Origin of the sequence: Thalassotalea sp. 273M-4 (genome assembly GCF_041410465.1) — a bacterium.
In the GTDB taxonomy this organism is placed as follows: Bacteria; Pseudomonadota; Gammaproteobacteria; order Enterobacterales; family Alteromonadaceae; genus Thalassotalea_A; species Thalassotalea_A aquiviva.
The window spans coordinates 3,063,310-3,088,095 of record NZ_CP166961.1 but is presented as its reverse complement, the minus strand read 5'-3'; the positions used below and the strand labels follow the sequence as shown (position 1 = coordinate 3,088,095).

At 39.6% G+C, this 24,786-nt stretch carries 17 protein-coding genes; 11 read left to right on the top strand and 6 right to left on the bottom strand.

Annotation, left to right across the window (positions count from 1 at the left end; translation table 11 throughout):
* Positions 1 to 3 precede the first annotated feature (3 nt).
* Together ACAY00_RS13770 and ACAY00_RS13765 are read left to right on the top strand one after the other, a co-directional pair.
* Complete coding sequence (locus tag ACAY00_RS13770; RefSeq protein WP_371374898.1) at positions 4 to 1,458, top strand: MFS transporter; 1,455 nt, start codon at positions 4 to 6, stop codon at positions 1,456 to 1,458.
* A 122-nt stretch (positions 1,459 to 1,580) separates the two neighbouring features.
* Positions 1,581 to 2,612: a LacI family DNA-binding transcriptional regulator gene (locus ACAY00_RS13765; RefSeq protein ID WP_371374895.1), complete on the top strand. Its 1,032-nt coding sequence runs from the start codon at positions 1,581 to 1,583 to the stop codon at positions 2,610 to 2,612.
* A gap of 138 nt (positions 2,613 to 2,750) precedes the next feature.
* Here ACAY00_RS13765 and ACAY00_RS13760 read toward each other — a convergent pair whose 3' ends face one another.
* A complete protein-coding gene (locus ACAY00_RS13760; RefSeq protein ID WP_371374892.1) occupies positions 2,751 to 8,582 on the bottom strand; it encodes an ImpA family metalloprotease in 5,832 nt (1,943 codons plus the stop codon).
* A 469-nt stretch (positions 8,583 to 9,051) separates the two neighbouring features.
* Here ACAY00_RS13760 and ACAY00_RS13755 point away from each other — a divergent pair, with 469 nt between their 5' ends.
* Complete coding sequence (locus ACAY00_RS13755; protein WP_371374890.1) at positions 9,052 to 9,288, top strand: hypothetical protein; 237 nt, start codon at positions 9,052 to 9,054, stop codon at positions 9,286 to 9,288.
* Between the two features lie 119 nt (positions 9,289 to 9,407).
* Here ACAY00_RS13755 and ACAY00_RS13750 read toward each other — a convergent pair whose 3' ends face one another.
* A complete protein-coding gene (locus ACAY00_RS13750; RefSeq protein ID WP_371374887.1) occupies positions 9,408 to 10,385 on the bottom strand; it encodes a hypothetical protein in 978 nt (325 codons plus the stop codon).
* Between the two features lie 602 nt (positions 10,386 to 10,987).
* Here ACAY00_RS13750 and ACAY00_RS13745 point away from each other — a divergent pair.
* Both ACAY00_RS13745 and ACAY00_RS13740 read left to right on the top strand, forming a co-directional pair.
* Entirely contained in the window at positions 10,988 to 12,937 is a 1,950-nt protein-coding gene (locus ACAY00_RS13745; RefSeq protein ID WP_371374884.1) for a hypothetical protein, read from the top strand.
* A 276-nt stretch (positions 12,938 to 13,213) separates the two neighbouring features.
* On the top strand, positions 13,214 to 13,876 hold the full coding sequence (locus ACAY00_RS13740; RefSeq protein ID WP_371374881.1) for an inovirus Gp2 family protein: 663 nt from the start codon (positions 13,214 to 13,216) through the stop codon (positions 13,874 to 13,876).
* 48 nt (positions 13,877 to 13,924) lie between these two features.
* Here ACAY00_RS13740 and ACAY00_RS13735 read toward each other — a convergent pair whose 3' ends face one another.
* From ACAY00_RS13735 to ACAY00_RS13720, 4 genes are all read right to left on the bottom strand, one after another.
* Positions 13,925 to 14,392 carry a lecithin retinol acyltransferase family protein gene (locus ACAY00_RS13735; RefSeq protein ID WP_371374878.1) on the bottom strand — a complete coding sequence of 156 codons (468 nt, stop codon included), beginning with the start codon at positions 14,390 to 14,392 and terminating at the stop codon, positions 13,925 to 13,927.
* A gap of 13 nt (positions 14,393 to 14,405) precedes the next feature.
* Positions 14,406 to 14,966: a tyrosine-type recombinase/integrase gene (locus ACAY00_RS13730; protein ID WP_371374875.1), complete on the bottom strand. Its 561-nt coding sequence runs from the start codon at positions 14,964 to 14,966 to the stop codon at positions 14,406 to 14,408.
* A 129-nt stretch (positions 14,967 to 15,095) separates the two neighbouring features.
* The gene (locus tag ACAY00_RS13725; protein WP_371374873.1) at positions 15,096 to 15,506 is read right to left on the bottom strand and encodes a DUF2787 family protein; all 411 of its coding nucleotides are present in this window, start codon (positions 15,504 to 15,506) and stop codon (positions 15,096 to 15,098) included.
* Positions 15,507 to 15,521: 15 nt separating this feature from the next.
* Complete coding sequence (locus ACAY00_RS13720) at positions 15,522 to 15,998, bottom strand: JAB domain-containing protein (protein WP_371374871.1); 477 nt, start codon at positions 15,996 to 15,998, stop codon at positions 15,522 to 15,524.
* A 132-nt stretch (positions 15,999 to 16,130) separates the two neighbouring features.
* Here ACAY00_RS13720 and ACAY00_RS13715 point away from each other — a divergent pair, with 132 nt between their 5' ends.
* From ACAY00_RS13715 to ACAY00_RS13690, 6 genes are all read left to right on the top strand, one after another.
* Complete coding sequence (locus ACAY00_RS13715; protein ID WP_371374869.1) at positions 16,131 to 16,310, top strand: AlpA family transcriptional regulator; 180 nt, start codon at positions 16,131 to 16,133, stop codon at positions 16,308 to 16,310.
* A gap of 190 nt (positions 16,311 to 16,500) precedes the next feature.
* Positions 16,501 to 16,683: a methylation-associated defense system helix-turn-helix domain-containing protein MAD1 gene (gene mads1 / locus ACAY00_RS13710; protein WP_371374866.1), complete on the top strand. Its 183-nt coding sequence runs from the start codon at positions 16,501 to 16,503 to the stop codon at positions 16,681 to 16,683.
* Positions 16,680 to 19,559: an SNF2-related protein gene (locus ACAY00_RS13705; protein ID WP_371374864.1), complete on the top strand. Its 2,880-nt coding sequence runs from the start codon at positions 16,680 to 16,682 to the stop codon at positions 19,557 to 19,559. The genes mads1 and ACAY00_RS13705 overlap by 4 nt, the downstream gene beginning before the upstream one ends.
* 9 nt (positions 19,560 to 19,568) lie before the next feature.
* Positions 19,569 to 20,960: an AAA family ATPase gene (locus ACAY00_RS13700; RefSeq protein WP_371374862.1), complete on the top strand. Its 1,392-nt coding sequence runs from the start codon at positions 19,569 to 19,571 to the stop codon at positions 20,958 to 20,960.
* Positions 20,953 to 21,426 (top strand): hypothetical protein, encoded by a 474-nt coding sequence (locus ACAY00_RS13695; RefSeq protein ID WP_371374859.1) that lies wholly within the window; start codon positions 20,953 to 20,955, stop codon positions 21,424 to 21,426. The genes ACAY00_RS13700 and ACAY00_RS13695 overlap by 8 nt, the downstream gene beginning before the upstream one ends.
* Before the next feature lie 14 nt (positions 21,427 to 21,440).
* Positions 21,441 to 24,728: a DNA methyltransferase gene (locus ACAY00_RS13690; protein ID WP_371374857.1), complete on the top strand. Its 3,288-nt coding sequence runs from the start codon at positions 21,441 to 21,443 to the stop codon at positions 24,726 to 24,728.
* Positions 24,729 to 24,786: the final 58 nt, after the last annotated feature.

Sequence of the window (24,786 nt, the reverse complement as noted above, 5' to 3'; positions counted from 1 at the left end):
TACATGACTAAAACAAAACCGCAATTATCTTTTTGGCAGATATGGAATGTTAGCTTTGGCTTTCTTGGGGTGCAATTTGGCTTTGCCTTGCAAAACGCCAATGTTAGCCGAATATTATCTGACTTAGGTGCCGATTTACATTCGTTATCGTTATTTTGGCTAGTCGCGCCTATTATGGGGCTAATCGTGCAACCGATAGTTGGGGCCGCATCGGATAGAACGTGGAATAGAATGGGACGTCGAAAGCCCTACATTTTAGCGGGGGCCATTGCTGCCGCATTAGGTATGGCGCTGATGCCAAATGCCTCTATGGTGGTGGCGTTTATGGCACCAATGTTATTTGGGGCTGTTATTTTAGCGTTTATGGACGCGTCTTTTAACTTAAGTTTTCAACCCTTTCGCTCGTTGGTATCGGATATGGTACCCGCATCGCAACGTAACTTAGGCTACTCAATTCAGTCGTTATTGATCAACATTGGAGCCGTTATTGGTTCGATTTTGCCGTTTGTCTTAACCAATGTCATTGGTCTTGATAATACCGCTAAGGTGGGCGAAGTTGCACCTTCGGTGACTTGGGCTTTTTACCTAGGAGCGACAGTATTATTGGGCTCTGTGCTGTGGACGGTTTTGCGTACCAAAGAATATGAACCCAAAGAATACTATGCTCATCGCGGTGAAGATTACCAACAAATTGCCTTAGAGCAAGCCGAGAAAAAGAGCCTTTTTGAACGATTGGGGGCGTTTTGGCAATTAATGAAAACCATGCCCGATACCATGCGCCAATTGGCTGTTGTGCAGTTTTTTTCATGGTTCGCCTTATTTATTATGTGGGTCTATTCGATGCCGGCCATTACGCAGTATATTTGGGGTGTTGAAGCGAAATGGTTTGATCCCAGTTACTTAGAATCGGTAGGCGTAGTACCACAACATATTGCTGCTGCCAAAGGCGCTGCTGGTGATTGGGTGGGGATTATTTTTGCGGCCTATTCACTGTTTGCTGCGGTTTTCTCGGTGGTGTTGTCGAAGCTTGCCGATAAATTTGGTCGTAAATTAGTGTATTCTTTATCGCTTCTTGCCGGCGCTTTCGGTTACTTTGGGTTTATTGTCTTTGACAATCCACAACCTGTAAATGTTGACTTGCTTATTGTTGCAGTCGAAGTACCCGCCGGTGCCGTTGGCTTATTATTGCCAATGATTGGGGTTGGGATTTCATGGGCTGCAATTTTGGCCATGCCTTATGCTATTTTAGCGGGTTCTTTACCCGCGAGTAAAACTGGGGTGTATATGGGAATTTTTAACTTTACCATTGCCGCGCCACAAATTGTTTCGGGCTTATTCTCTGGCTGGATTTTAAGCGCGGTCTTTGACAATCAGGCGATTTACATCATCATGCTAGCGGGTGTGTCGATGATATTTGCCGCCCTTTCAGTGTTTTGGGTAAAAGAGCAAGACGATTAAAAAGCCATCAAGGCTAAGCATTTTAAAGCCAACGCTTAGCCTTCTTTCCTCTATAGCAAAAGCTATACAAGCAACACTTTCTCGGTTATTATCTGATCACTTAGTCGTTGTGGTTTAGAGTTGTGAAATCTGGTTTTAAAGCTACATCTTTTGATATTGCCTACCGAGCTGGGGTATCCCAGTCAACCGTATCGAGAGCATTGCGTAATAGCCCCTTAGTAAGTGAGGCGACCCGAAAACGCATACAAGAAATTGCCAAAGAGCTTAATTATAAAGTCGATAAAAACGCCAGCAGTTTGCGTTCACAAAAAAGCTATACCATAGCCCTGCTTTTATTCGAAGACCCCACCTCAGATGACTCCCTTATTAATCCGTTTTTTATGACCATGCTTGGTAGCATTACTCGGGCGTCGGCAAAGCGTGGTTATGATTTGTTGGTTTCTTTTCAACAAATGGACAGCGATTGGCATTCAGATTACAAGGATACCAATAAAGCCGATGGTATTATTTTACTAGGCTATGGTGACTATGTTGATTACCAAGAAAAACTGGTGCAATTAGATGCTCAAGGTACCCATTTTGTTCGTTGGGGCGCCAAAGTAGAAGACTTAAATATAGTTACCTTAGGGTGTGACAATCACCATGGCGGTTATCAAGTTACCCAGCACTTGTTATCACAGGGACGAAAACAATGCGCGTTTATTGGCACCGCATCACGTCATGCCCCTGAATTTTTTGACCGCTATAAAGGTCACAGCCAAGCGATTATGGATGCGGGCTACACGGTTGATAAAGACTTACAGCGCCATGCTATTTCTACCGAACAAGCAGGCTTTAACGCCACGATGGAATTGCTCAATAGTGGTAAGGCTTTCGATGCGTTATTTGCCGCCAGTGATTTAATCGCCATTGGCGCGATTCGAGCCATTCGAGAACAAGGTTTACGTGTTCCGGATGATATTGCGGTTGCTGGATTTGATGACATTGCGATTGCACAATTTACGCGACCAAGCTTAACCACCGCCAAACAAGATACCTTAATGGCCGGAGAAATGCTGGTCGACAGCTTGCTTGCCTTAATCGATGGCAAACCGGCCAAAACTACCTTATTACCAAGTCAGTTGGTGATACGCGACTCATCTGTGATTAAATAATTAAGACATCGCAACGAAGGTTATAATCTTTAAAAAGGCCCAGTAAAACTGGGCTTTTTAGGGTTAACTTAACAGTGATTTTAGTTATTCAATTGCCTTTTATGGTGAGCCAACGAGCAAATTGACTATTTTAGCCGATTAATGCACTACCGGTTCAGTTACATTAGGGCTATAGCCTTCACAGTACATCGGACTGGCATAGGATGTCTCTGTTTGTTCAGTTGTTGCACGAGGCCATACAGTAGTTGGGTCATTAATATCCAGCGGTAACCAAATTAAGCCCTGACTCAAGTTTAACGGTGGCATATCTGTTTCTAATACGTACATACCCATTTCAACTGAGGTTAAACCATGCTCTGCCGCCTGTTGTTTTGCTTTATCTGAGTATCTTAATCCCCACATATCAAAATAGGGGGTCCAGTTTTCTTTGGTCAAGTAACTTAGACTTACTAACATAAAATCGTTACCAGGGATCTTGCTCATGTCAAAGTCGTTGGTGCCATCACCATTGAAGTCCTGCTGGAAGCTAAACTGTTCAAAGCCTAGCCTCAATTTATTAGCCTCCCAATCAGTTGTATTAGCGTATTTACCAAAAATACGTTGATGCTGATACAGCATTGGGAAAATCTCGTAACCATTGGTTAGCTTTGTGCCATCACGTAAGACCTTATTGTGCATGCGCAACGCAAGCTGTAAATAAAAGCCCATACGATATCGGTTATCATGTACATATCCATTGCTCTTCCAAGGTGCTTCAAAACGCGATGTAGCCGTTGGCGTCGTGAATAAATTACAGTCGGAATCCAACACCACTCGGTTACCATTTACATCTTGCATCTGCAGCGCATCTGACATAAATGCATCAAATAAATGCTTATAGTGCACGTGTCCATCAAATCCAGTGTCGGTGTTACCGTCACGAACATGATGTTTCCACCATTTTACATAGTAAGGGAATATGTTATTCGAGTTTTCTGCTGCTCGGCTTGAATATTTGGTCCAGTTGTTTTTATCAGTTTCAGGGACATACGAAACATTCAAACGATTAACTTGCAAATTATGACCTAATTCGTGGTTATCTAACCAACCTGTCGGCGTAACATTTCCGCTAGAATCCCATGGGTTACCAGAACACCCTGAGCCACAGTGAGCATTTTGATCATAGTTTGCGTGTTGAATACGACTACGATTATGCAGTTTGCCGTCCAAACAATCTTCTTCACCAAACACCGTTAAACAGGAGTTATGCACATTTGACCATAGCGAGTTAGCCATTTCTTTACCCGGCACTTGTAAGCCAGCCAATGAATACACATTGGTTAGGTGATCGCCAACAATACCGTCTAATAGAGCGGAAGTTGATGGATACTCAGCTCCAATTGCATTGGTAAAACGGTCGCGGCGCATATGTAGCTCAGCACTGCTTGAACGTAAATCCACATGAGGTACTTCAGTCGTATCTAAAAGATGCTCGAATTTTGCTATTTGCTCTGCACTACTAAAATCCATAATGCTTGGATGTTCAGTAACACCATCTGCCACTAATGTGGTGTTAAATACCGTTTCTGTACTCTTTCCTTTATACACAGTTAAATAGATTGGGCCACCATAAGGGGTAGAGAACGTTACCGAGCCATTTGGCGGAATAACTAAACGCTCCGTTTTTATTTCTAGTGGTGTTTTATAATTTCCCGAGTGCGAGCGGTTGGTGTTAGAACGATGATAATTCAGCATTACTTTGGTCTCGTGCAGACCACTATCCGTTCTTGTCAGGGTAATTTGCTTACCAGGTAAGGCATACCAACCTGTTGTTGTCCACTGACTAGCTTCATTCACAACGATAGTTTTTGTCACAGCATTAATTGTCGCAGGGTATTGGTAGTGAGCGTTTTCGCCTTTAAGAACAAGTGATGCATCCCAAACAAACTCACCGAGATCCGGTTGTGCTTGGTTATTTTTACGCGCATAGTTCACCAACCAGTCAGCAAACATCGCTTGATACCACTGTGTGGGCTGGGCAAAGGTGATTGGATAATCAATTTGTGCGCGGTATTTATCTGCTAACAATATGTTTGACTTGATAAAATTATAACCGGGTAAGTCAAACGCGTCAGTTCCATTACTATCAAGCTCGATAACGCTATTTCTAAAGATATTAGCACCAGTTCTAAAGTAGTCATTCCACTCTGGGGTGTTACAGCTATGTAAGAAATTACCTTTAGATAAGCACGTCTCAAATGCAGTACCAGGGTTATTTGAATTTGCGCTTTCTCCGGTTTTAAAGGTCTGTTCTTTAAGGTTATTTAACAGGCTAATTTGCAGATCATTATTCTTTGCATTTGCATCAAGCATATCTTCTTTGGTTAGGCCGTTAACTGTGCCGCCGCCACCCCAATAATTAATGTAGTAACCCACGTTCGCATAGGAAAAAAGCCCCGTTTGATAAGAGTTCATACTCCAGTGATGGGATAAGAATAAAACTGGGATCTTATTTCGCTCAGCAAAGTCCATGGCTGAACGAATAGACTCGAAATCTTTAGAGTTATATTCTCTATTACCAACAATTAAAATGTCTGGTTTTTGCTCTAAACATGTTTGTAATTGTTCATGATCACAAGTCGTTTCCGCGTTTACCTGATATGCATCAGGGTAGTTGTTATTAAGCCAGGTCGTTAATGCCGTATAGTATACTTGCTGTGCCGCCACAATCTTCAGCGGAGCCGTCGCAGAAGCGACTTTATCAGCGGTTAACCAGGCAATCGTATTTCGTAAGAACTGATCAACACTGCCATCTGATGGTCTTGCATAAGCAAACATATCACCACCTAATGCAACATATTGCGCGCCACTTTGCTTATAACCAGCGACGGCAAAATAGCGATAAGTATTACTACCTTTAATAATGGCAAAATTATTTTCTGAGTTAACAGAGGCACCCCCACGAGCAATCTTATGGAACATATAAGAAGCTTTGTTTGTTGGCTCCCAAGTTATGCCCGCGTCTATCCCAGCATAAAATTTGTCTAGGATGGTTTGATACTTATCGTACCAAGCTTGTTTCTCTGCAACCGCATAATCAATGAATTCAACGTCAGAGGCATAGCTGTGATCTCGCATTTGGATCGCTTTGTCGACGTTTGAGATAAAGTTTGTGGTGATCTGACAGTTAGCGTTAATAACACCCGTGGTATAAATACCATTTGTTAAGACACCATTACAGCCTTCTACAGATTCAATGATATAACCTTCATTAGGGGTAATTTGAAATTCTGCTGTGTTACCATCAAGAACGGCTAGCAATTCCGGTGATACCGTGCCACCAGAATTTACACGGGTATCAATAGTCCAAAGTACCTCAGGAGTAAATGTGACATTAAGATCACAAAATGCAGTCACCGGCTCAGTAGTAAAAGTATTACCATCCAGTAAACCTTCACAACCGGTTACCAATTCAATGTTATAACCCTCTGCGGGAGTAATCGTAAACTCTTGTGATGTACCATAGACCACATTAACATTTTCAGGTGATATCGTGCCGCCTTCACTCGCTGTGGTGGTTAAAGCAAAGGTTTGCTTTTCAAACGTTGTCGTCACTGTACAGGCAGCCGTTACTGGGGCCGTAGTAAAGGTATTGCTATTTAGTGTACCAGCACAACCGATTACATCAGCAATTTGGTAACCCAATTCAGGGGTAATAATAAAGTCTTGTGTTAAGCCATAAGTAATATCGGCCATTGCAGGTGTAATCGAACCACCTTCAGCAGCAGAGGCTGTTACCTTATGAACTGTCTTCTTAAACGTTGCCTTCACTGCACAGGCAGAGGTTACTGGGGCCGTAGTAAAGGTATTGCTATTTAGTGTACCAGCACAACCGATTACATCAGCAATTTGGTAACCCAATTCAGGGGTAATAATAAAGTCTTGTGTTAAGCCATAAGTAATATCGGCCATTGCTGGTGTAATCGAACCACCTTCTGCAGCAGAGGCTGTTACCTTATGAACTGTCTTCTTAAACGTTGCTTTCACTGCACAGGCAGCCGTTACTGGGGCCGTAGTAAAGGTATTGCTATTTAGTGTACCAGCACAACCTGTTACATCAGCAATTTGGTAACCCAATTCAGGGGTAATAATAAAGTCTTGTGTTAAGCCATAAGTAATATCGGCCATTGCAGGTGTAATCGAACCACCTTCTGTAGCAGAGGCTGTTACCTTATGAACTGTCTTCTTAAACGTTGCCTTCACTGCACAGGCAGCCGTTACTGGGGCCGTAGTAAAGGTATTGCTATTTAGTGTACCAGCACAACCGATTACATCAGCAATTTGGTAACCCAATTCAGGGGTAATAATAAAGTCTTGTGTTAAGCCATAAGTAATATCGGCCATTGCTGGTGTAATCGAACCACCTTCTGCAGCAGAGGCTGTTACCTTATGAACTGTCTTCTTAAACGTTGCCTTCACTGCACAGGCAGAAGTTACCGCGCCTGTGGTAAATATATTGTCCAGTAACGTACCTTCACAACCGGTTACCGATGCAATCTTATAACCTGTTTTTGGCGTAATGGTGAACGTATGGGTCAGACCTTCTTTAACGCTTACAGTGCTTGGATTGATGTTACCACCAACACCAGCCGTTGCCGTTACATTATAGTAAACTCCGGGGTTTGTACCTGTATCAGGGTTTGTACCTGTATCCGGGTTTGTACCTGTATCCGGGTTTGTATCTGTATCAGGGTTTGTATCTGTATCAGGGTTTGTATCTGTATCAGGGTTTGTATCTGTATCAGGGTTTGTATCTGTATCAGGGTTTGTATCTGTATCAGGGTTTGTATCTGTATCAGGGTTTGTACCTGTATCAGGGTTTGTATCTGTATCCGGTTTATTTTGGATTTCAGCGAACGTTACATTAACATCACAGTCATTGAAAGCCTCATTCGTGGTAAATACGTTACCAACGAGCTTACCTTCACAACCTAATATGCGGTCAATTTCAAATCCCGCTTTAGGGGTAATTGCAAAACTACCCGTTTCGCCTTCTGCAACGGTAATTTTTTTAGGTAATACAATACCTTGCTCTAGGTTAAAGTTCGCGCTGATGTCATAAGACACTGCAGCATCTTCTTTTGCAAAGTAAGCAACAACATCACAAGCTGATTCTACATTGTGAACCACAAATGTCGTCTCGGTTTGCGTATTTGGAGTAAACTCTCCGCTACAACCTTCTATGGTTTCAATGTAATAGCCTTGTTTTGCTATTACATTAAATTCAACCGACTCGCCTTTTCGCGCAGAAATAAAGCCTGGGTTTACAACACCACCAGCAGGGTTACCGCTGATACAGACTACGCCATTATTTTTCTCAATAATCGCTAAAGAGCCTTGTAACTCGGTTTTGTTCAGTTGCTGTATCGTAACACCAGGTACGATTTCTTCGGTCTTTTTATCGGTTACTGCCGTTAAAAGTGCGCTCACTTTAATAAGCGTACCTGCAACATCAACCGATTCAGTTAAGCTATTTTCATCTAAGCACAGTTTGCCTGTATTACACACGTTCAGCGTATTAAATACGGTTTCAAAGGTGATTTTTGCTTGCTCAGCTTTGGTCTCACCTAAATCGGCAAGTACTTGGTTATCTTCTTTGTTATAGATGTTTAAAACCGCGGCCTCTTGTGTAACATCTGTCTGAACAGCTAATTTATTGCCATCAAACGTGCCTAAGGTTATATCATTACCCAATCTACAGGTAACTTGTTGAGAGCGCAGATATTCGAAGTAACCTTGCCCATCAACAGGGTTACCATTACATTTCACATCACCGGTGATTGGTGTAAATGTTGCGTTACTGCCCTGAGTCTGTGCCGAAGTAACTGGGCTGTCGGTAAAGACACCGATTTGAGCTCTTAAGACATATTCTACTGGCAGACTGTTGTTGGTGTTATCGCGATCAAAACACCCTGTAAGGGCTAGCGTCAAAAAAGTCGCCAAAGGAAGCCGATTCTTTTTAAAAATATCCATGACTGTCTCACATTAAAAAGTACAATAAAAACCCAGATAGCAATGTTTTACTTTTAAGCCCATTAAGGCTCTGTGTTGCAAATATTGATTTGGCTGGAGCGGGGGAAATCCCAACAAAGAAAGCTAAATAATTGATAGGTTTGCTGTTTATTTTATATAAAGATTAAAGAAGCCTAACTATACCCGTCAAAATAGCAGCTCAGGATTATCCTTTATGTGCAAATGTGAGGCAACGCCTTATTTGTGATCTAGAGCAAAAAAGAACGTAAATAACATATAGATAGCAAAATAGTTGGTATTTTATATGATTTGATAGACCGTAAGTGCTGGCGGAAATCGCAGAGATTATTTATCGTCGTTTAGTCCTTTATTCATTGTGCTCAGAGTGTCATCAAAAAGAATGCAAAACGATAGGTCAAGGTAGCATATGGGATATATAGGAAAAGAGAAAAAACAAAAAAACTTGCCAGCCAATGCTCAACGTTTTAAACCGGAAAATGGATTTCCAATCGAGGCAAACAACCGTGAAAGGCTTAAATGGCAGTGTCCAACATGTTCTTATATTTTTTATTGTAACGGACAACTAAATTTGGAGACATGTTTAGGCACTAAAAACACAAAAGCCCAGTATGACTGGGCTCTAGCGGAGGTGTTTGGACTCTAATGGATATTATTCTATATTTTGGATCTTAATGTGTGCCTCATTGTGATTCTCAATAAATACAGTGATTTATTTTGAATTTTAAAGATTTTTACGATTCTACTCACCAATACACCCACCAATCAGATCTCGATATTGTTACTACCAGATTTTTTTAGACGATCTAATTCATGGTCGATAATCTTTTCTATTACTTCGCTAAGCTTTTTATCGGTAATACGTGCAATAGTATCAAGCTTATTTTTTGCGTCTTGAGAAATGACGAAACTGTAAGCTTTTTTATCTCCTCGCTTATCTCTATGTTTCTTTTGACTCCATGCTCGCTTAGCTTTACTCACTATTTGTTCAAGAACAGCAAAATGATCATGCCAAGTATCAAAAGCACCGACAATAGCTAAATACTGCTCTGTAACAGATGTTGGCTGCTGAGTGTAATGAAATATATTACGAGGTAGGTGGTCCCAAGCCCACTTGATTTGTTTTTCATTGTCTTGCTCTAACCAAAGGTGAAACTTATTAAACTCAAAACACCTAGCCCATTGTGTCTTCATTTTCTCAAGGTATTGTCTTTTGTAATTCGCATCACCCGGGAAATTAAAATCAAAAACTCGAATGACTTGATCGATTCGTTCCTGTGAATTTGTTGGGTAAACAGGGTCTATAGTGGATCCATAGTCTAGTATAGGTTTAACTTGTTGTAATGGGGGGCGAGTATAGCGTGGCATGTAGCGGGAATACTGATTTGGTTGTATTGGTTGGGGGGGGAGTAGGGGAAACTTGTTCACATACAACCAAGCCCAGTAACACATTCTAGGGTTATTTTTATCCAACCATTCAAATTCTTGATCTTTAAGTATTGACTGCTTGCATAATATTTTGATATCTGAACAAAGTTTTGAGCTTTCTTCTTTCGTAATATTCTTACCATACTGTTGCCAATTATCGACGCAACTATCGAGTATTCGGCCTCTATCTTTAACGCTCGCATGAGCTTGAAGCTGGTCGATAGAATGTTCAGAGATAAAGTACATCAGTATCCAATAGCTTTCTCGTTCACAGATATCGGAAAACCATTTTGAATTAAACCCCTTTACAGCCATCTTATCTCCCTTAATCTTTATTACTGCGTAACCTTGTAGTGATTTGATGGTATCTTTTCAGTTGGGTTATGGCAAGTTTAATGTTGTATATCAGTAGCTTGTCCGTAGGTGGTTAGTTGTTTTTATGTAGTGTTGATTTTCAAAACTCTAATAAAAATGTAACCTTCAGGAGTGTGATGGAACTTTATTGTGAGTGAATGAAGTGATTTTGATTGAAAGGGGGTGAGAGTAGCCTCATCCCCTTTGTTTGGTTTATTTACCCTTTGGTGGGTTGTTGCCGCGGCCAGGACCTGAAGGGTTACCTGTTTTACTTGGCCAGTTTGGGTTTTGTCCCATGAGACTTCTCCTATTTTGAATGAAAATGAATTATTAATTCCTGACTAACGGCTCAAATATCAGTATATTTGAGTACATACAAGGATTTATTATTCAACAAATCTCTTGATGACTGAATCGTAATAGCTACAGCCTATTCTAACCATGAAACTTTCTGCTCCCCCCTTTTTGGGAAGATATTTTTATGAGGGGGGACACGATATTTCATATTCACTGAGAGCTGATGATGCAATTATTAAGAGAATTAGATTTGATAAGGATTACAAATGAGCAGCATTCCATCTTTTGAATCAATACTTTTACAGGTGCACCAGAGTCTTGAGTTACCACCTTATACAAGCAAACAGAAATCTGCGTTTGCAAAGTTAAAGCGACCGTTGAAAAAACATCATGAGCAATTCGAAGAAATTATGGATGGAATATTTAGAGCCTTGGAAATTAATAAGGATAGAGATGCTTGTATAGATTTGATGGGCAACATGGAAAATTTTGCTCAATTCCAAAAAGAGCTAGAACATAAAATATGGACATTTAATGCCAATAGTAAGCAAGTTGTCTGGCAGCTAGTTAGCCATTCTTATATTCCCGGTATTGCCCGATTCGTAGCGAACTGGAGCTTTGAGGATATCATCGATGAAGGAATGCCTGGTGGTTATTTTTGGTATCTCCCCACAGAAACAGAAGATCGTTCACGTGTAATGATGCCTGTGGAGCAAGTCTGTACATGGTTGTTGGATCTGCTAGGTCTACGGCTCGAGCAACTTCGAAATTTAAATGTGGAAAACACTAATACAGAGAGTGTTATTAGAAATATCTATAACTGGAAAAAAGGTAAAGTACCGCGCTTGGAAACTATCAAACAAACGTTTTCTGATGATAATCAGCTAGAGTTTAAAGGTTGTTTACGTGTAGATAAAAATTTAGATGAAAAAAAACAACTACAGCAGGTCCTTGCATTTATAAAGCACAAAAATCTAACAGTTGACTTACTAGCTCATGAGATTCCAATTACTGACACCGGTATTATTGAAAAAATTATAGAGGGCAAAGGAAGTAGTGATCAAAACCAAAGCTTTATTAAGCTTATGGCTATTAGATACGCTCAGCCCACTTTTAAAATTATCCGCCAGCGTCTTTATCTTGCGAAGGCTATCCAAGATGGTTATAAACGACTTTTAAAATTTTTATGCCCTGAAGTCGACCCGATTTGCGCTGATGTTAATAAAAATAAAGTGCTGCAACTTTGTCATATGTACAAGTACGTTTATAACTTAACTATTGAAGCATCTCGTTTAAATCATGGACAGTATGCTGAGAATAAATGGTTTGATGAACACTTATTAGAGATAGATAAAAATGGTTTGTTCTTGTCCATTGCCCCTTCCCGATTTGCACATTCTTCCTCGTTATTAGGAGACCTACTTACAAAACGATTTGAGCGAATGAATTGTGAACAACCGCTCCCTGATCTCTTTGATTCAAATCCTGAAGCAAACTTGGATGTATTTAAGCAAAAAATGATTGAGCAAAAATTATGGGCTGACGAAACGAAAGCTGAAAAGGAATTAGAAAAACTGCTTCGAAAAGGGGCTCCTTGGCGGGCTTTTCAAAAAGAAAATAACTACTGGGTTATATCGAAATTTGCAAATGATAACTCATACGGTTACCGCATCAAGGAAGCTGCTATAAAAAGACTTTATGAAGTTGCTAAAACATCGCTCCAAGAAGCGGGAGCTATATTGCTTGAAAGCGGCTATATTTTAGATCTACCGAAAAACAAAAGACCAATCGATAGTCAAAAAGTGATATCAAACCTGCTTGATAACATCGAACAACATGCAGGGTTTGATGCTTGGGAGGCACCGCTCCTCTGCGCTAAGGCAAAACATTTTATTGCTTTAAATGACTTTAAAGCCGCATTAAACCTGTTTAAGCAAGCATTGCATGCTTGCGAAGAAAGAGGTTTTGGTCCTTTAAGAGGGGCTATAGCCAGAGATACATTTGCAACATTGTTACAAACAGAGAAATTGAATTCCAATAATCATGAGATGTATTTACGAGAAATGATGGCCTTTGGTGCTTTCGAAACAACCTCTGCTTTTGTGGAAATCAGACTTGAATCAGTTGCAGCTGATTTGCATACTTATTTTTGGGGTGAGCTGTATAAACCCTATCATGGAGTTAAGAAGCTCTATCCTTCAACGAAACAATCGTAAATGTTTTGCAGTTAATCCATGTCATATTACTTTGATTGATCTTCAGTTGTTCCCATGCACTCTTAGCTCATTAACAGAGTTCAAAAATACAAATATTAATAAGTCTTCACCGCTATTTTCGTGCATTAGCCAGGTGTATGTAGAATCAGATATTGTAGGTATGTAGTAATATACATAAGCAAATAGTAGACACTGCTACCTTTGATAGTTAGCTGCTTTTCAATTAATTTTTATCGCTTCGCAATACCTTATGTAATTCACAACATAAGGTTTATCATGAGCAGTACAAACTTACCAAAACATTATTCTCTTCACCATACACCTTTATTTGAAGGGCTACCGGTAAATATCGAAAAAGGTCCTCTACTTGTCGGTTGCTTAAAGGCAATGAAGAAAACAATTGACTACGCTTTGAGTGACTATAAGCAAACTTTTGCTTTTCGACTCGATCTAAGGTTTTGTAGCGACTTCGATGCTACAGATAGCAAATTCATATCTCGATTTGAGAGCTCAATTAAAGCGCAGATTTATGCTGATGAGCAGCGCCGCATTAAAGCTGGTGTTAGGGTTCACCGAACAAAAGTTAGAGTTATATGGGTGAAGGAGTGGGGTTATAGTTCCAAAGGGCTTAAGCCACATTACCATCTAGCTATTCTACTTAATAAACAGGCTTATAGAACATTAGGAGACTTCAAGCGAGTATCAGGAAATATGGCCGCTAGATGTCGAAAAGCGTGCGCAAGTGCACTGAATAAGAAACTATGTGATGTGACTCAGCTAGTGCATTTTCCTGAAAAAGGCGTATATATAATCGGTAAAAGATCACCTGAGGATATTGCTCAGTTAAAAGCATTCTTCTTTAGGATCAGTTACTTTGCAAAGTTACGACAAAAAAAATATGGAGGAGAGGGGAATATGTATGGAGCCAGTCGAAAGTAAATTGGCTTTTTAGGATTGGGCCTGACTACCTTCAGGCCCATAACCATTTTATCCCCAATGCCGCCAGGTATTGGCACCAAGGTAGCTTTTCGCTTCATCTTTTAACATCCACATAAACGAGCAGGCGTTATGTAAATCACCATTTAAGCAATAGGCAGAAAACTGATGGCAGTTATTTGATAGCGTGTTGTATTCTGTTTTTGTACCGAGCATATCAAGTGCTCGTTCAGCCACATCTTCATCACCACAGGCATACTCATCTTTGGCAGATACGTAGATGTTCAGAGCGGTGGTACCATCGGTGAAACCTGTAGGGTTAACTTGTTCAATAACCCCCTTGCCATTTAAATGGATGATTTGGTTATTACCCACATAAATGCCACTGTGATCGGCGTAGCCACAACACATGTCACAATAAACGACACTGCCTATCTTAGGGGTTACGCTATCGCGAAATTCATCGACGAGGCTTTCAACCAGATTAATCGCTGGAGCGAGTAAAAAATATTTAAACATAGAGTATTCCTTATTAGATTTCGAGTTCAACAAAGTCAGCATCGATTTCGGCTTGGGTCATGCCGATGTATCTGAGCGTGACGGCCTCAGAGCTGTGCCTGAGCATCTTCATCACTCTGGCGATGTCTTTGGTGTTTTTATACAAGTGATAACCACGGGTCTTACGCATACTGTGGGTACCAAGTGATAAGCCAAGTTCTTCACCAACTTGTGCGAATGCTTTAGTTACTGCGCGTCTACTTAGCGGCTTAGGATTTTGGTTGTCCGTACCTTGGCTTCGATGGGATTGAAACAGGTAAATATGCGAAGGGTGCTTCTCTTTGATTTTACTGATGGTTTTCAGCGCTTTGTTGTTAAGTTGGATATTGGCAACTTTGCCGGTCTTGCCTTCTTTAAGGATAAGCCTATCGCCTTGTATGTCGGAAAACTTAATCGATAGTAAATCCGATATTCGAAGAGCCAGGTTTAAACCAATGTTCCAAATGTCCGCCATTTGTTCACTGCAACGAATCGACAGCAGATGGCTTATCAGATGGACTTTTTCAAATTGCGTGATCGCTTGAACTTCGGCCATATTTCAGGTTCCTTTTTTGCTGTATTTGTAGAAAATGGGAACTTCAGCGGAGGTATGTCGCTGAAGGCCTTGTTTTTACTGGGGTGTCAGGTTCCCAAAATGCCAAAATGGGAACCTGAGGTTTTGGAATCAGTCGATGTAGGCGGCGGTGCGATAAACGCCCATCGCGTAGTATTCTACGAAGTTATTTATCAGCATCGATAGCAGCTCTTGTGAATCACCGCTATCTAGCCACCCAGTAAACATGCTGTAGGCTTTATTGGTGGTAAAACAGATCTCAATTTCTTTTACCAAGTCGTTTGATGAATCTTGGTAAGCGTAATCGGATATTGAAACTAGTCTCCACTCATTCATGTTTTTAACTAAGCCAACATTCACAGGGTGATAACCACCCGTTTGAGCACAATAACCTGGGTCTAAAAAATTCAGGGTAATGCGCTTGGCATCTTCATCTGGTTTACCCACATCGATGATCTCTTTTTCGATTAACTGGTAAAACGTACCAGGTAACGATAATTCAGTACTTCTCTTTATTTTCACCTCCATAGCCATACCTCACAGTAATCCTTTTTCTGCAAACGACACCGGTGTTTCTGCCACGATAATATGGTCCAGCACCCGCACATCAATTAAACCAAGCGCCTTTACTAGGCGCTCAGTAATATTTTTATCGGCAATAGACGACTCAGAAATGCCAGAAGGGTGGTTGTGGGCAAATACTACAGCAGCTGCATTGGCTTCAAATACCGCTCGCACTACTTCGCGAGGGTAAACGGTTGCCGCATCTATGGTCCCGAAAAATAACTCTTTGTATTCGATCAGGTGATGCTGGCTATCGAGCAGCATGACAGAAAACACTTCTTGCTTATATGTGCCTAGCTTACACATCAAAAAATCTTGGGTGGCGCTAGAGCTGGTAAACGCCTGACCTTTTAAATAACAGCGTTCGATGATCTTGGCGGCTTTTTCTAGTACACGAAACTCATGCAATGGACGATGAGACTTGTATGTCTCAGCTAATGAACTGTGCATAACGTTCTCCTTAATGATTAAACATGTTTATGCACAGGGGTGATATATGTCTGAAATGTTTTTATATCGTTTTTATGCCCTAAAAAATAACTGGCCTTGCGAATCCTTTGAACATATCCAGAGGATTTAAAAATGCGTTTTATTAAATTAGATGAAGTTAAGAATTTAACCAGCTTAAGTCGTTCAGCAATTTACAAATTTATGAAGGAAGATCGTTTTCCAAAGCAGGTGAAATTAAGCTCAAATTGTGTTGTTTGGGTGGCAAGTGAAGTTGAAGATTGGATAATGGTAAAGATAGAAGGCAGAGGCTAAATAGTTAAAACGAACCACCGTTATTTTGAAACGAAGTCTTTGTAAAGTTAGTTATTTAAATCATAAGGGTAAAGATGATGTAATAGCGGAAAGGCTTCTTCAAGTGATGACAAACCTTCGTTGACGATTCCTCAATTTTCCCATATTCTCTCAATAACTCTTTTGATTAAAAATCAACAAAAATAACTAAATGACAGACCCAATATTAACCTTGAAAGAAGTAGCGGCGTATTTAAAGTTAGCAGAAAAGACAGCTTACCGCTTGGCTAGCGAAGGTAAGTTGCCTGGTTTTAAAGTTGGTGGTAGCTGGCGTTTTAAACGCGAAGATATTGAGCAATGGATTGAAGAAAGCAAAGGGAGCAACGTTAATTGATTACTGATTACCACGCGAAATATTTTGCACATGAACTATCAATTCTACATAGCAATAATGGTGTAGACAGGCTATCTCAGTCATTGTTTGATGCTAGTGTAGATCTTAATCCTCATCAGATTGAGGCGGCTTTGTTTGCATTAGATAACCCACTGAATCAAGGTGTTGTGTTGGCTGACGAAGTGGGATTAGGGAAAACTATTGAAGCAGGGCTTGTTCTCTGCCAGTACTGGGCGGAAAGAAAGCGTAAGCTTCTTATTATTTGCCCTGCATCTTTGCGCCGCCAATGGGCGCAAGAATTATTGGAAAAATTTAATCTCCCTTCTCAAATACTAGACGCTAAAACGTTTAACCAGTTACAGAAATCAGGTGTCTACAATCCATTAAACAACAAGCAGGTAGTGATTATGTCTTATCACTATGCTGCTAGGCTTGAAGATAGGCTCGTTGGTGAAATGTGGGATCTGGTTGTTATAGATGAAGCGCATAAACTACGTAATGCACATCGTGAAAGCAATAAGATGGGACAGGCGCTTAAAAGAGCGCTTCATGGTCGAAAGAAACTATTGTTAACAGCAACGCCATTGCAAAATTCTTTAATGGAACTGTATGGTATGTCGACGTTGATCGATGAACATATTTTTGGCGACGACAAAGCGTTTCGTAAACAATTCATGCAGGGCGATAGTGATCAGCAAGAACTAAAGGAGCGACTTGCAAGCTTTGTAAAGCGTACACTGCGCAAACAAGTGCTTGAGTATGTGAAATATACCCAGCGCAAAGCTATTACTGTTCCCTTTACTCCATCTGACCAAGAGCAAGCTTTGTATGATGCCGTTTCTGCGTTTTTAGAAAAGGATGATAGCTATGCGCTACCTAGAAGACAAAAACATCTCACAGGCTTAATTCTAAGAAAGCTACTCGCCTCAAGTTCGTTTGCCGTTCTAAATACGCTGCAAGTGATGAAAAGTCGTCTGGAGCAACTAAAACACCAAAAGGTAGAACATGATGACGATTTACTCCGCACTATTATCGAAGATGATGATCTAGAAACAGATTATCTTGATGAGGACGATATAGATGATTTGCTTGACGACGAAGCGGCTAAAGAAGTTATTGATGAAAAAAGGTTATCGCTTGAAATTCAGGAGCTAGAAGGCTTTATAAAGCAGGCTGAAGGTATTCAGAACGACGAAAAAGCCAAGGCATTATTAAAGGCACTCGATTTAGGCTTTATCCAAATGGCCGAAATGGGAGCTGCCCAAAAGGTCATTATTTTTACTGAGTCTAAAAGAACTCAAAGTTACTTAGCGGCATTCTTAGCTCAACATGGCTTTAAAGACAAAATCGTTACTTTTAGCGGCTCAAATACACATCCGGAAGCAACTGAAATTTATAAGCAGTGGAAAATAAAAAATGAAGGTTCAGATAAGGTAACCGGATCGCCTCAGGTTGATAGAAGAACGGCTCTTATTGACCACTTTAAAGACCATGCCGAAATAATGATCGCCACAGAAGCGGCAGCTGAAGGTGTTAACTTACAGTTTTGTTCATTACTGATAAACTACGATTTGCCTTGGAACCCACAAAGGGTTGAACAGCGTATTGGGCGTTGTCATCGATACGGTCAAAAGTTTGATGTGGTTGTGATTAACTTCATGAACCAGCGCAACTTGGCTGACCAAAGAGTACTTGAATTACTGACTGATAAATTCACTCTTTTTGACGGTGTTTTTGGCGCTTCTGATTCTGTGCTCGGTAGTTTAGAAAGTGGCGTAGACTTTGAAAAACGTATTCAGCAAATCTATCAAGAATGCCGATCACCACAAGAAATTGAGCAAGCTTTTACCTCGTTGCAAAAAGAGCTAGAAGACGATATCAGTTCAAAAATGCAACAAACACAAGAGGCGTTGTTAGAGCATTTTGACGAAGATATTCACGACCTACTTAGAATTAAATTAGATCAAGCCAAGGAACGCTTAGACAAAGTTTCTAGATGGTTTTGGGCTGTAACAGTGCATCAACTTCGCAATCATGCACTTTTTAATGAGAATAACTACAGCTTCACGTTAACCGATAAAATTTCCGGTTTCGCGAAAGGAAAATATCAACTTATTCGTAAAGGAAAGCAGGCCGAAGCTGAAACGGCACAGGTGATTGAAGAACACGCACATAAGTACCGAATTACTCATCCACTAGGCGAGCATGTAATTGAATCGGCGAGAAAACAAGCTACGCCACATAAAGAGGTTATATTTGACTATCAAAGCCATCAAACGAAAGTTTCTGTGGCAGAGCAACTGCAAGGTCAGTCTGGTTGGCTATCACTAAACTTATTGCGCATAGAAGCTTTTCAAACAGAAGAGTATCTTGTTTTCACAGGTATGACGGATAGAGGTCAACTCATTGATGGCGAGGCTTGTAAAAAGCTGTTTAACGTTGGTAGTAAAAGTGTTGAAGAGGTAAGTGTTTCTGTTCCTGAGCGTTTGCTAGAGAACCAGACCAGACAACTAGATGTAAAACTTGCTGAAGCAATGGACTTAAATAATAAGTACTTTCAAGACGAGAGAGATAAACTTGAGAAGTGGGCGGACGATAAAATTTTATCTGCCGAGCAAGCACTTGTTGACACCAAGAACCAAATCAAATCGCTGAAACGAGAAAGCCGTCACGCAGTTTTTGTTGAAGCGCAACAACAGATGCAAAAACAGTTGAAAGATTTAGAACGTAAACAACGAAAGCAACGAGCTGAAATATGGGATGTTGAAGATGAAATCGCTGAAAAACGGGACGAGCTTATAGCGGCATTAGAAGCTCGGATGAAACAAAAAACTGAAATAGAAGAATTGTTTACGATTCGTTGGGCAGTCGTTTAGGAGAAGAGCATGCTAAAAAGAATAATATTAGAAAACTTTAAAGTATGGGAAAAATTAGATTTAGATATTGGTAGGGTAACCGGAATTTTTGGTACGAATAGTTCGGGTAAAAGCAGTTTAATACATATGCTGTTGATGTTGAAGCAAACTAAAAACAACTCGGATCGTGGTATTGCACTAGACTTCGGTAGTGAAGAAAAGCTAGCTGACCTAGGTACTTATCATGATGTGGTTTCTCAACATGAAGAGAGTCGAAATTTATCTTTCACTCTTTCTTGGCAGCTAGTCGATGAATTAAAAATTCAGAATATAGAGGAAAGCTCCAGAAGCGTTTTATTTAATGGTAAAGATCTTGAACTGTCTTCCAATGTAGGACTGAAAGGTAAACTCCTTGAAGTTAAAAATTTAAGCTATAAATTTGCCGGATCAAACTTTTCTATAATCCCTAAAGAAAATAAATCTAATGAATTTGAACTGAAAGCTGAAGTTCCAGATGATAAAAATAAATTTAGATTTATACGAACATTAGGGCGAAACTGGAAGCTTCCTCAAGCAACTAAATATTACTTATTTCCTGACCAGGCAAAAACTTATTATCAAAATGCTGACTTTTTAAGTCAGTTTGAAAGCGCCTTGGAAGAGTGTATGGATAATATTTATTACCTTGGTCCGTTAAGGAGCTTTCCAAAAAGAAGTTACCAATGGTCAGGAACAAGTCCTTCTGACGTTGGTCAGCAAGGGGAGCTCACTATCAATGCGATTCTTGCAGCAACCTTAAAAGGCGAAAAACGAAACTTAACTAAAGGTACACGTTATAAAACTTTTCAAGAAATGGTAGCATATTGGTTGAAAGAGCTGGGACTTATCCATAATTTTCGGGTTGAGGAAATAGCTCCTAATTCAAACCACTTTAAAACTTATGTTCAGAAAGAAAACGGTAGTGCTGAAGTAGCAATTACTGATGTCGGCTTTGGAGTTTCGCAAATATTACCAGTAATAGTGTTGCTCTATTATGTAGCTGAAGGCTCAACTGTGTTATTAGAGCAACCTGAAATTCACTTACACCCAGCTGTTCAGAGTAAATTAGCTGATTTGATTTTGACAGTATCCCAAACGAGAAATATTCAAGTCATAGTTGAAAGCCATAGTGAGCATTTTATTAGAAGACTACAGCGGCGAGTAGCAGAAGATAAAGCTGAAAGTAGTGATTTGAAACTGTATTTCTTTTCAACTAAACGAGGTAAAGCAAGTTACAAGCAACTTGAACTTGATGATTTTGGTGCAATTCATAATTGGCCTGATAACTTTTTCGGAAATGAAATGGAAGAAATATCAGCAACTCGCAAAGCTGCATTACTAAAACGAAAAGCAGCTCAAGAGAGTCAAACCGAAAATGCCTAAGGTGATAGATACTAATGTATTAGTAGTAGCAAATGGAAAAAGTAATCAAGCATCTATCGATTGTGAATTATCGTGTATTGAATTTATAGAAACCTATAAGAATCTTACTATAGCTCTTGATCATACAGGCTTGATTATGGATGAGTATGAAATTCATTGTAGTTATAAAGGCTCACCTGGTTTAGGTGATAAGTTTTTTAAGTATCTTTATGACAATCAATATGATCCGAGCAGCAACATCAACTTGGTCAATATAACTCCCTGTGACGATGAAGCCAAATCGTTTGAAGAATTACCCGATAATGAATTTGATCGATCCGATAGAAAACTGTTAGCAACTGCAGTAGTCGCAAATGCAGATGTAGTAAATGCGACAGATAGCGACTGGATTGAGCAGAAAGAACTAATGCAGCAATTAGGTGTGACAGTAACTCAGTTATGTCCAGACTGTTGTGATAGACATTAAATAAGAGACTAATAATGAGCAAATATAACGACTTAGTTAAAAAACTAAAGGAAATTTTCCAAATCGATAAACCGGAATTAGATTTCGGTATTTATCGTATCTTGAATGCCAAAGCGGATGAGATTAACAACTACCTTGAGAACACACTAATGAAAAAAATTAGTGATGCGTTGGCTTCGGCGGGTAATGCCAATAAAGAAGAATTGGAACGCCAATTGGCAGAAGCTATTAAAAATGCAGAAGGTGCTGGGTTTAATCCAGATGATAGCCCAAAAGTAAAAGACCTTCGAGTACAAATCGCAGCTTCATCGCAAGGTGCCAACGAGCATGAAAATGCGGTATTTACTCATTTGTTAACCTTCTTCTCTCGTTATTATGACAGTGGAGATTTCGTCAGTAAGCGTCGTTATAAAGGTGACACTTACGCTATCCCTTACGCTGGTGAAGAAGTGATGCTTCACTGGGCTAATAAAGACCAGTATTACATAAAAAGCGGCGAGAATTTTTCTAATTACTCTTTCAAACTTGAAGACGGTCGCAAAGTAACCTTTAAGCTGCTTGCGGCAGACACTGCGAAAGACAATAGAAAGGACAATGATGCAGACCGCCGTTTCGTGTTAGTCGAAGAGCATACGCGCATTAAGTATGACGATGATGGCCTAGATTACGAAGAAGAAGTATTGCCTGTCGTTGTTGATAGCTCTGGTGATAAAGATGAATTAATCATTCAGTTTGAATACAAGGCAGTTAAAAAAGGTACTAAGCAAGAAGCATTAGTGAGCCAGGCGCTAGATGCGATTTTGTCGAATAATAACATTCAAAGTGATTGGGTTGATGTGACGAAACGCGAACCAACTGAAAAAAATCCAAATCGTACTTTGCTAGAAAAGCATCTTACTACCTATACGCAACGTAACACCGCTGACTATTTCATTCACAAAGACTTAGGTGGGTTTTTATCTAACGAACTCGACTTCTATATTAAAAATGAAGTAATGAATCTAGATAATGTACAGAATGCCGAAGTGTTTTCAGATATTGAAAAACAGCTAAGAATGATTCAATGCCTTCGTTCTATTGCAACTGATATTGTTAGGTTTTTAGCCCAACTGGAAAATTTCCAAAAGAAACTTTGGACAAAGAAAAAGTTTGTTGTCGAAAGTAATTATTGTATCAATTTACAATTTATAGATGACTCATTTTATGAGGCCTTGTTATCTAAGGAGCAAATAGAAGAGTGGGCTTCCTTAGGGTTTATAGAAAACACAAATATTGATGCTAATTTCTTAAAACAGAACAAGCAACTTATTATTGATACAAAAAATTATTCTTCCGAAATAAAAGAAAGAATACTGTCACAAATTAGTTTGCCTCAAAATAGGCAAATTCCGTTGTGTATAAAATCTGATAACTACCAAGGGTTGAGGCTTGCTCAAAACTGCTTTAATGAGACTGTAGGACAGGTTTATATTGACCCTCCTTATAATACAGGAAGTGACGGTTTTATTTACAAAGATTCATTTAAGTCATCAAGTTGGTGCTCATTTATGTATGACAGATTAATGCAATCTAAACTTTTATTAGAAGAAAAAGGTGCGATTTTCGTAAGTATTAATGAAAGTGAGCGGCATAATTTAGAGGGTATCTTAAATTTGGCCTTTGGAAACAAGAATCGAATAGAAGAAATTATATGGGCACGAGATACTGTTAGTAATAATGCAACAGCATATTCTACTAATCACGAATATATTGAAGTTTTTGCAAAAAATAAAAACGAAATCCTTAGAGATAAATCTAAATTTAGAGTTCAAAGAGAGGGTTACAAAGAAGTCACTAACCTCCTAGACGAACTTAATAAAGCTTTTCCTGAAATAGAAGCAATAGAGTTAGCCATTAAAAATTTATATAGTGCTCATAGAAATGAGCATATAGAGGAAGCTGTCGCACAAGGTTTATCAAAAGAAGAGGCTCAGAAAACAGATCCTTGGAAGGGGCTTTACCCATATAAATTTGTGGAATATAGAGATGCTTTAGGCAAATTTATTGATCAAAAAAACGCAAAAGAGCGCAACGCCAAAATCTGGTTATTTAGGGAAGTTGAGCCTTCTATGCCAGCCGGAAAACAGGCGGATACAACAAAAGATCCTGATTCTGAGAACTATCGCTTTTATTCTGTAGAGAATCCTCTTACAGGTGAAACGGGCGTGGCACCAAGGGCTGGCTGGGCATTTCCTAGGTATCCTATTGGAAAAAGACCATCTTTCGAAATGCATATGAAAAATTCCAGAATAAAGTTTAAAGGTGAAGGTAAAATCCCTCAAATTAAGTACTTTTTACATCAAGTCGAATCAGTTATTTCAACCTCTGTGATTAGGCAATATGCTGATGGAGAGCCGAAGCTTGAAGCAATGTTTGGTCAAAAAGGCTTAATTGACAATCCTAAACCACCTGCTTTGATTGCTAAAATATTGGATCAAATAGCGGATGATGAATCTGTCATTTTAGATTTCTTTGGTGGTTCAGGTACTACGGCTGCAGCTACAATAGATTTTAATTATGAACGCAATAAAGATATTTCTTACTTTCTTATTGAGCAAGGTAGTTATTTTGATAACGTCTTAATTCCTAGAATTAAAAAAAGTTACTTATCTGGTAGTTGGAAAAATGGTAAGGCGTTAGAACTAAGGAAAACAAATAAAAAAGTAGTTTTTAAATACTTAAATCTAGAAAGCTACGAAGACACGCTGAATAACTTAGAACTCAGAAAACCACAAACTACAGGCGATTTATTCGACTCAATACCCGAGCAAGCAAAATCCGATTACTTACTCAACTACATGTTGGAAACCGAAAGCAAAGGTTCGTTATTAAGTACTGATGATTTCAAAAAACCGTTTGATTATAAAATGAAAATTGCAGTGGATTCTGCGGGTGCTTTTGAAGAGAGAAATATCGATTTAGTTGAAACCTTCAACTACTTGATTGGTTTGCACCTGAAAACTGTTGAGTCAAATATTGAGCGGGGCTACGTACGCGTTGAAGGTGATCTACCAAGTGGAGAAAAGGCGCTTGTTTTATGGCGCGACTGCGAAAAAATTGGTTATGACGATTTCACTAAGTTTGCCAATCGTTTTGATTTGTTTGCCAAAGAGAAAACCTTTGATGTCATCTACGTAAATGGTGACCACAACTTACCAACCGCGTTTACAAGCGATGAGGGAGAAGTTACTCGTACGTTAAAGCTTCGCCAAATTGAGCCTGAGTTTCTTGAGCTAATGTTTGCTCCTGATGAGTTAGCATAAGGAGTAAAAAAACATGGCAGTTGGAAAGGCAACCAAAAAGCAAACTAAGAAAAAACTA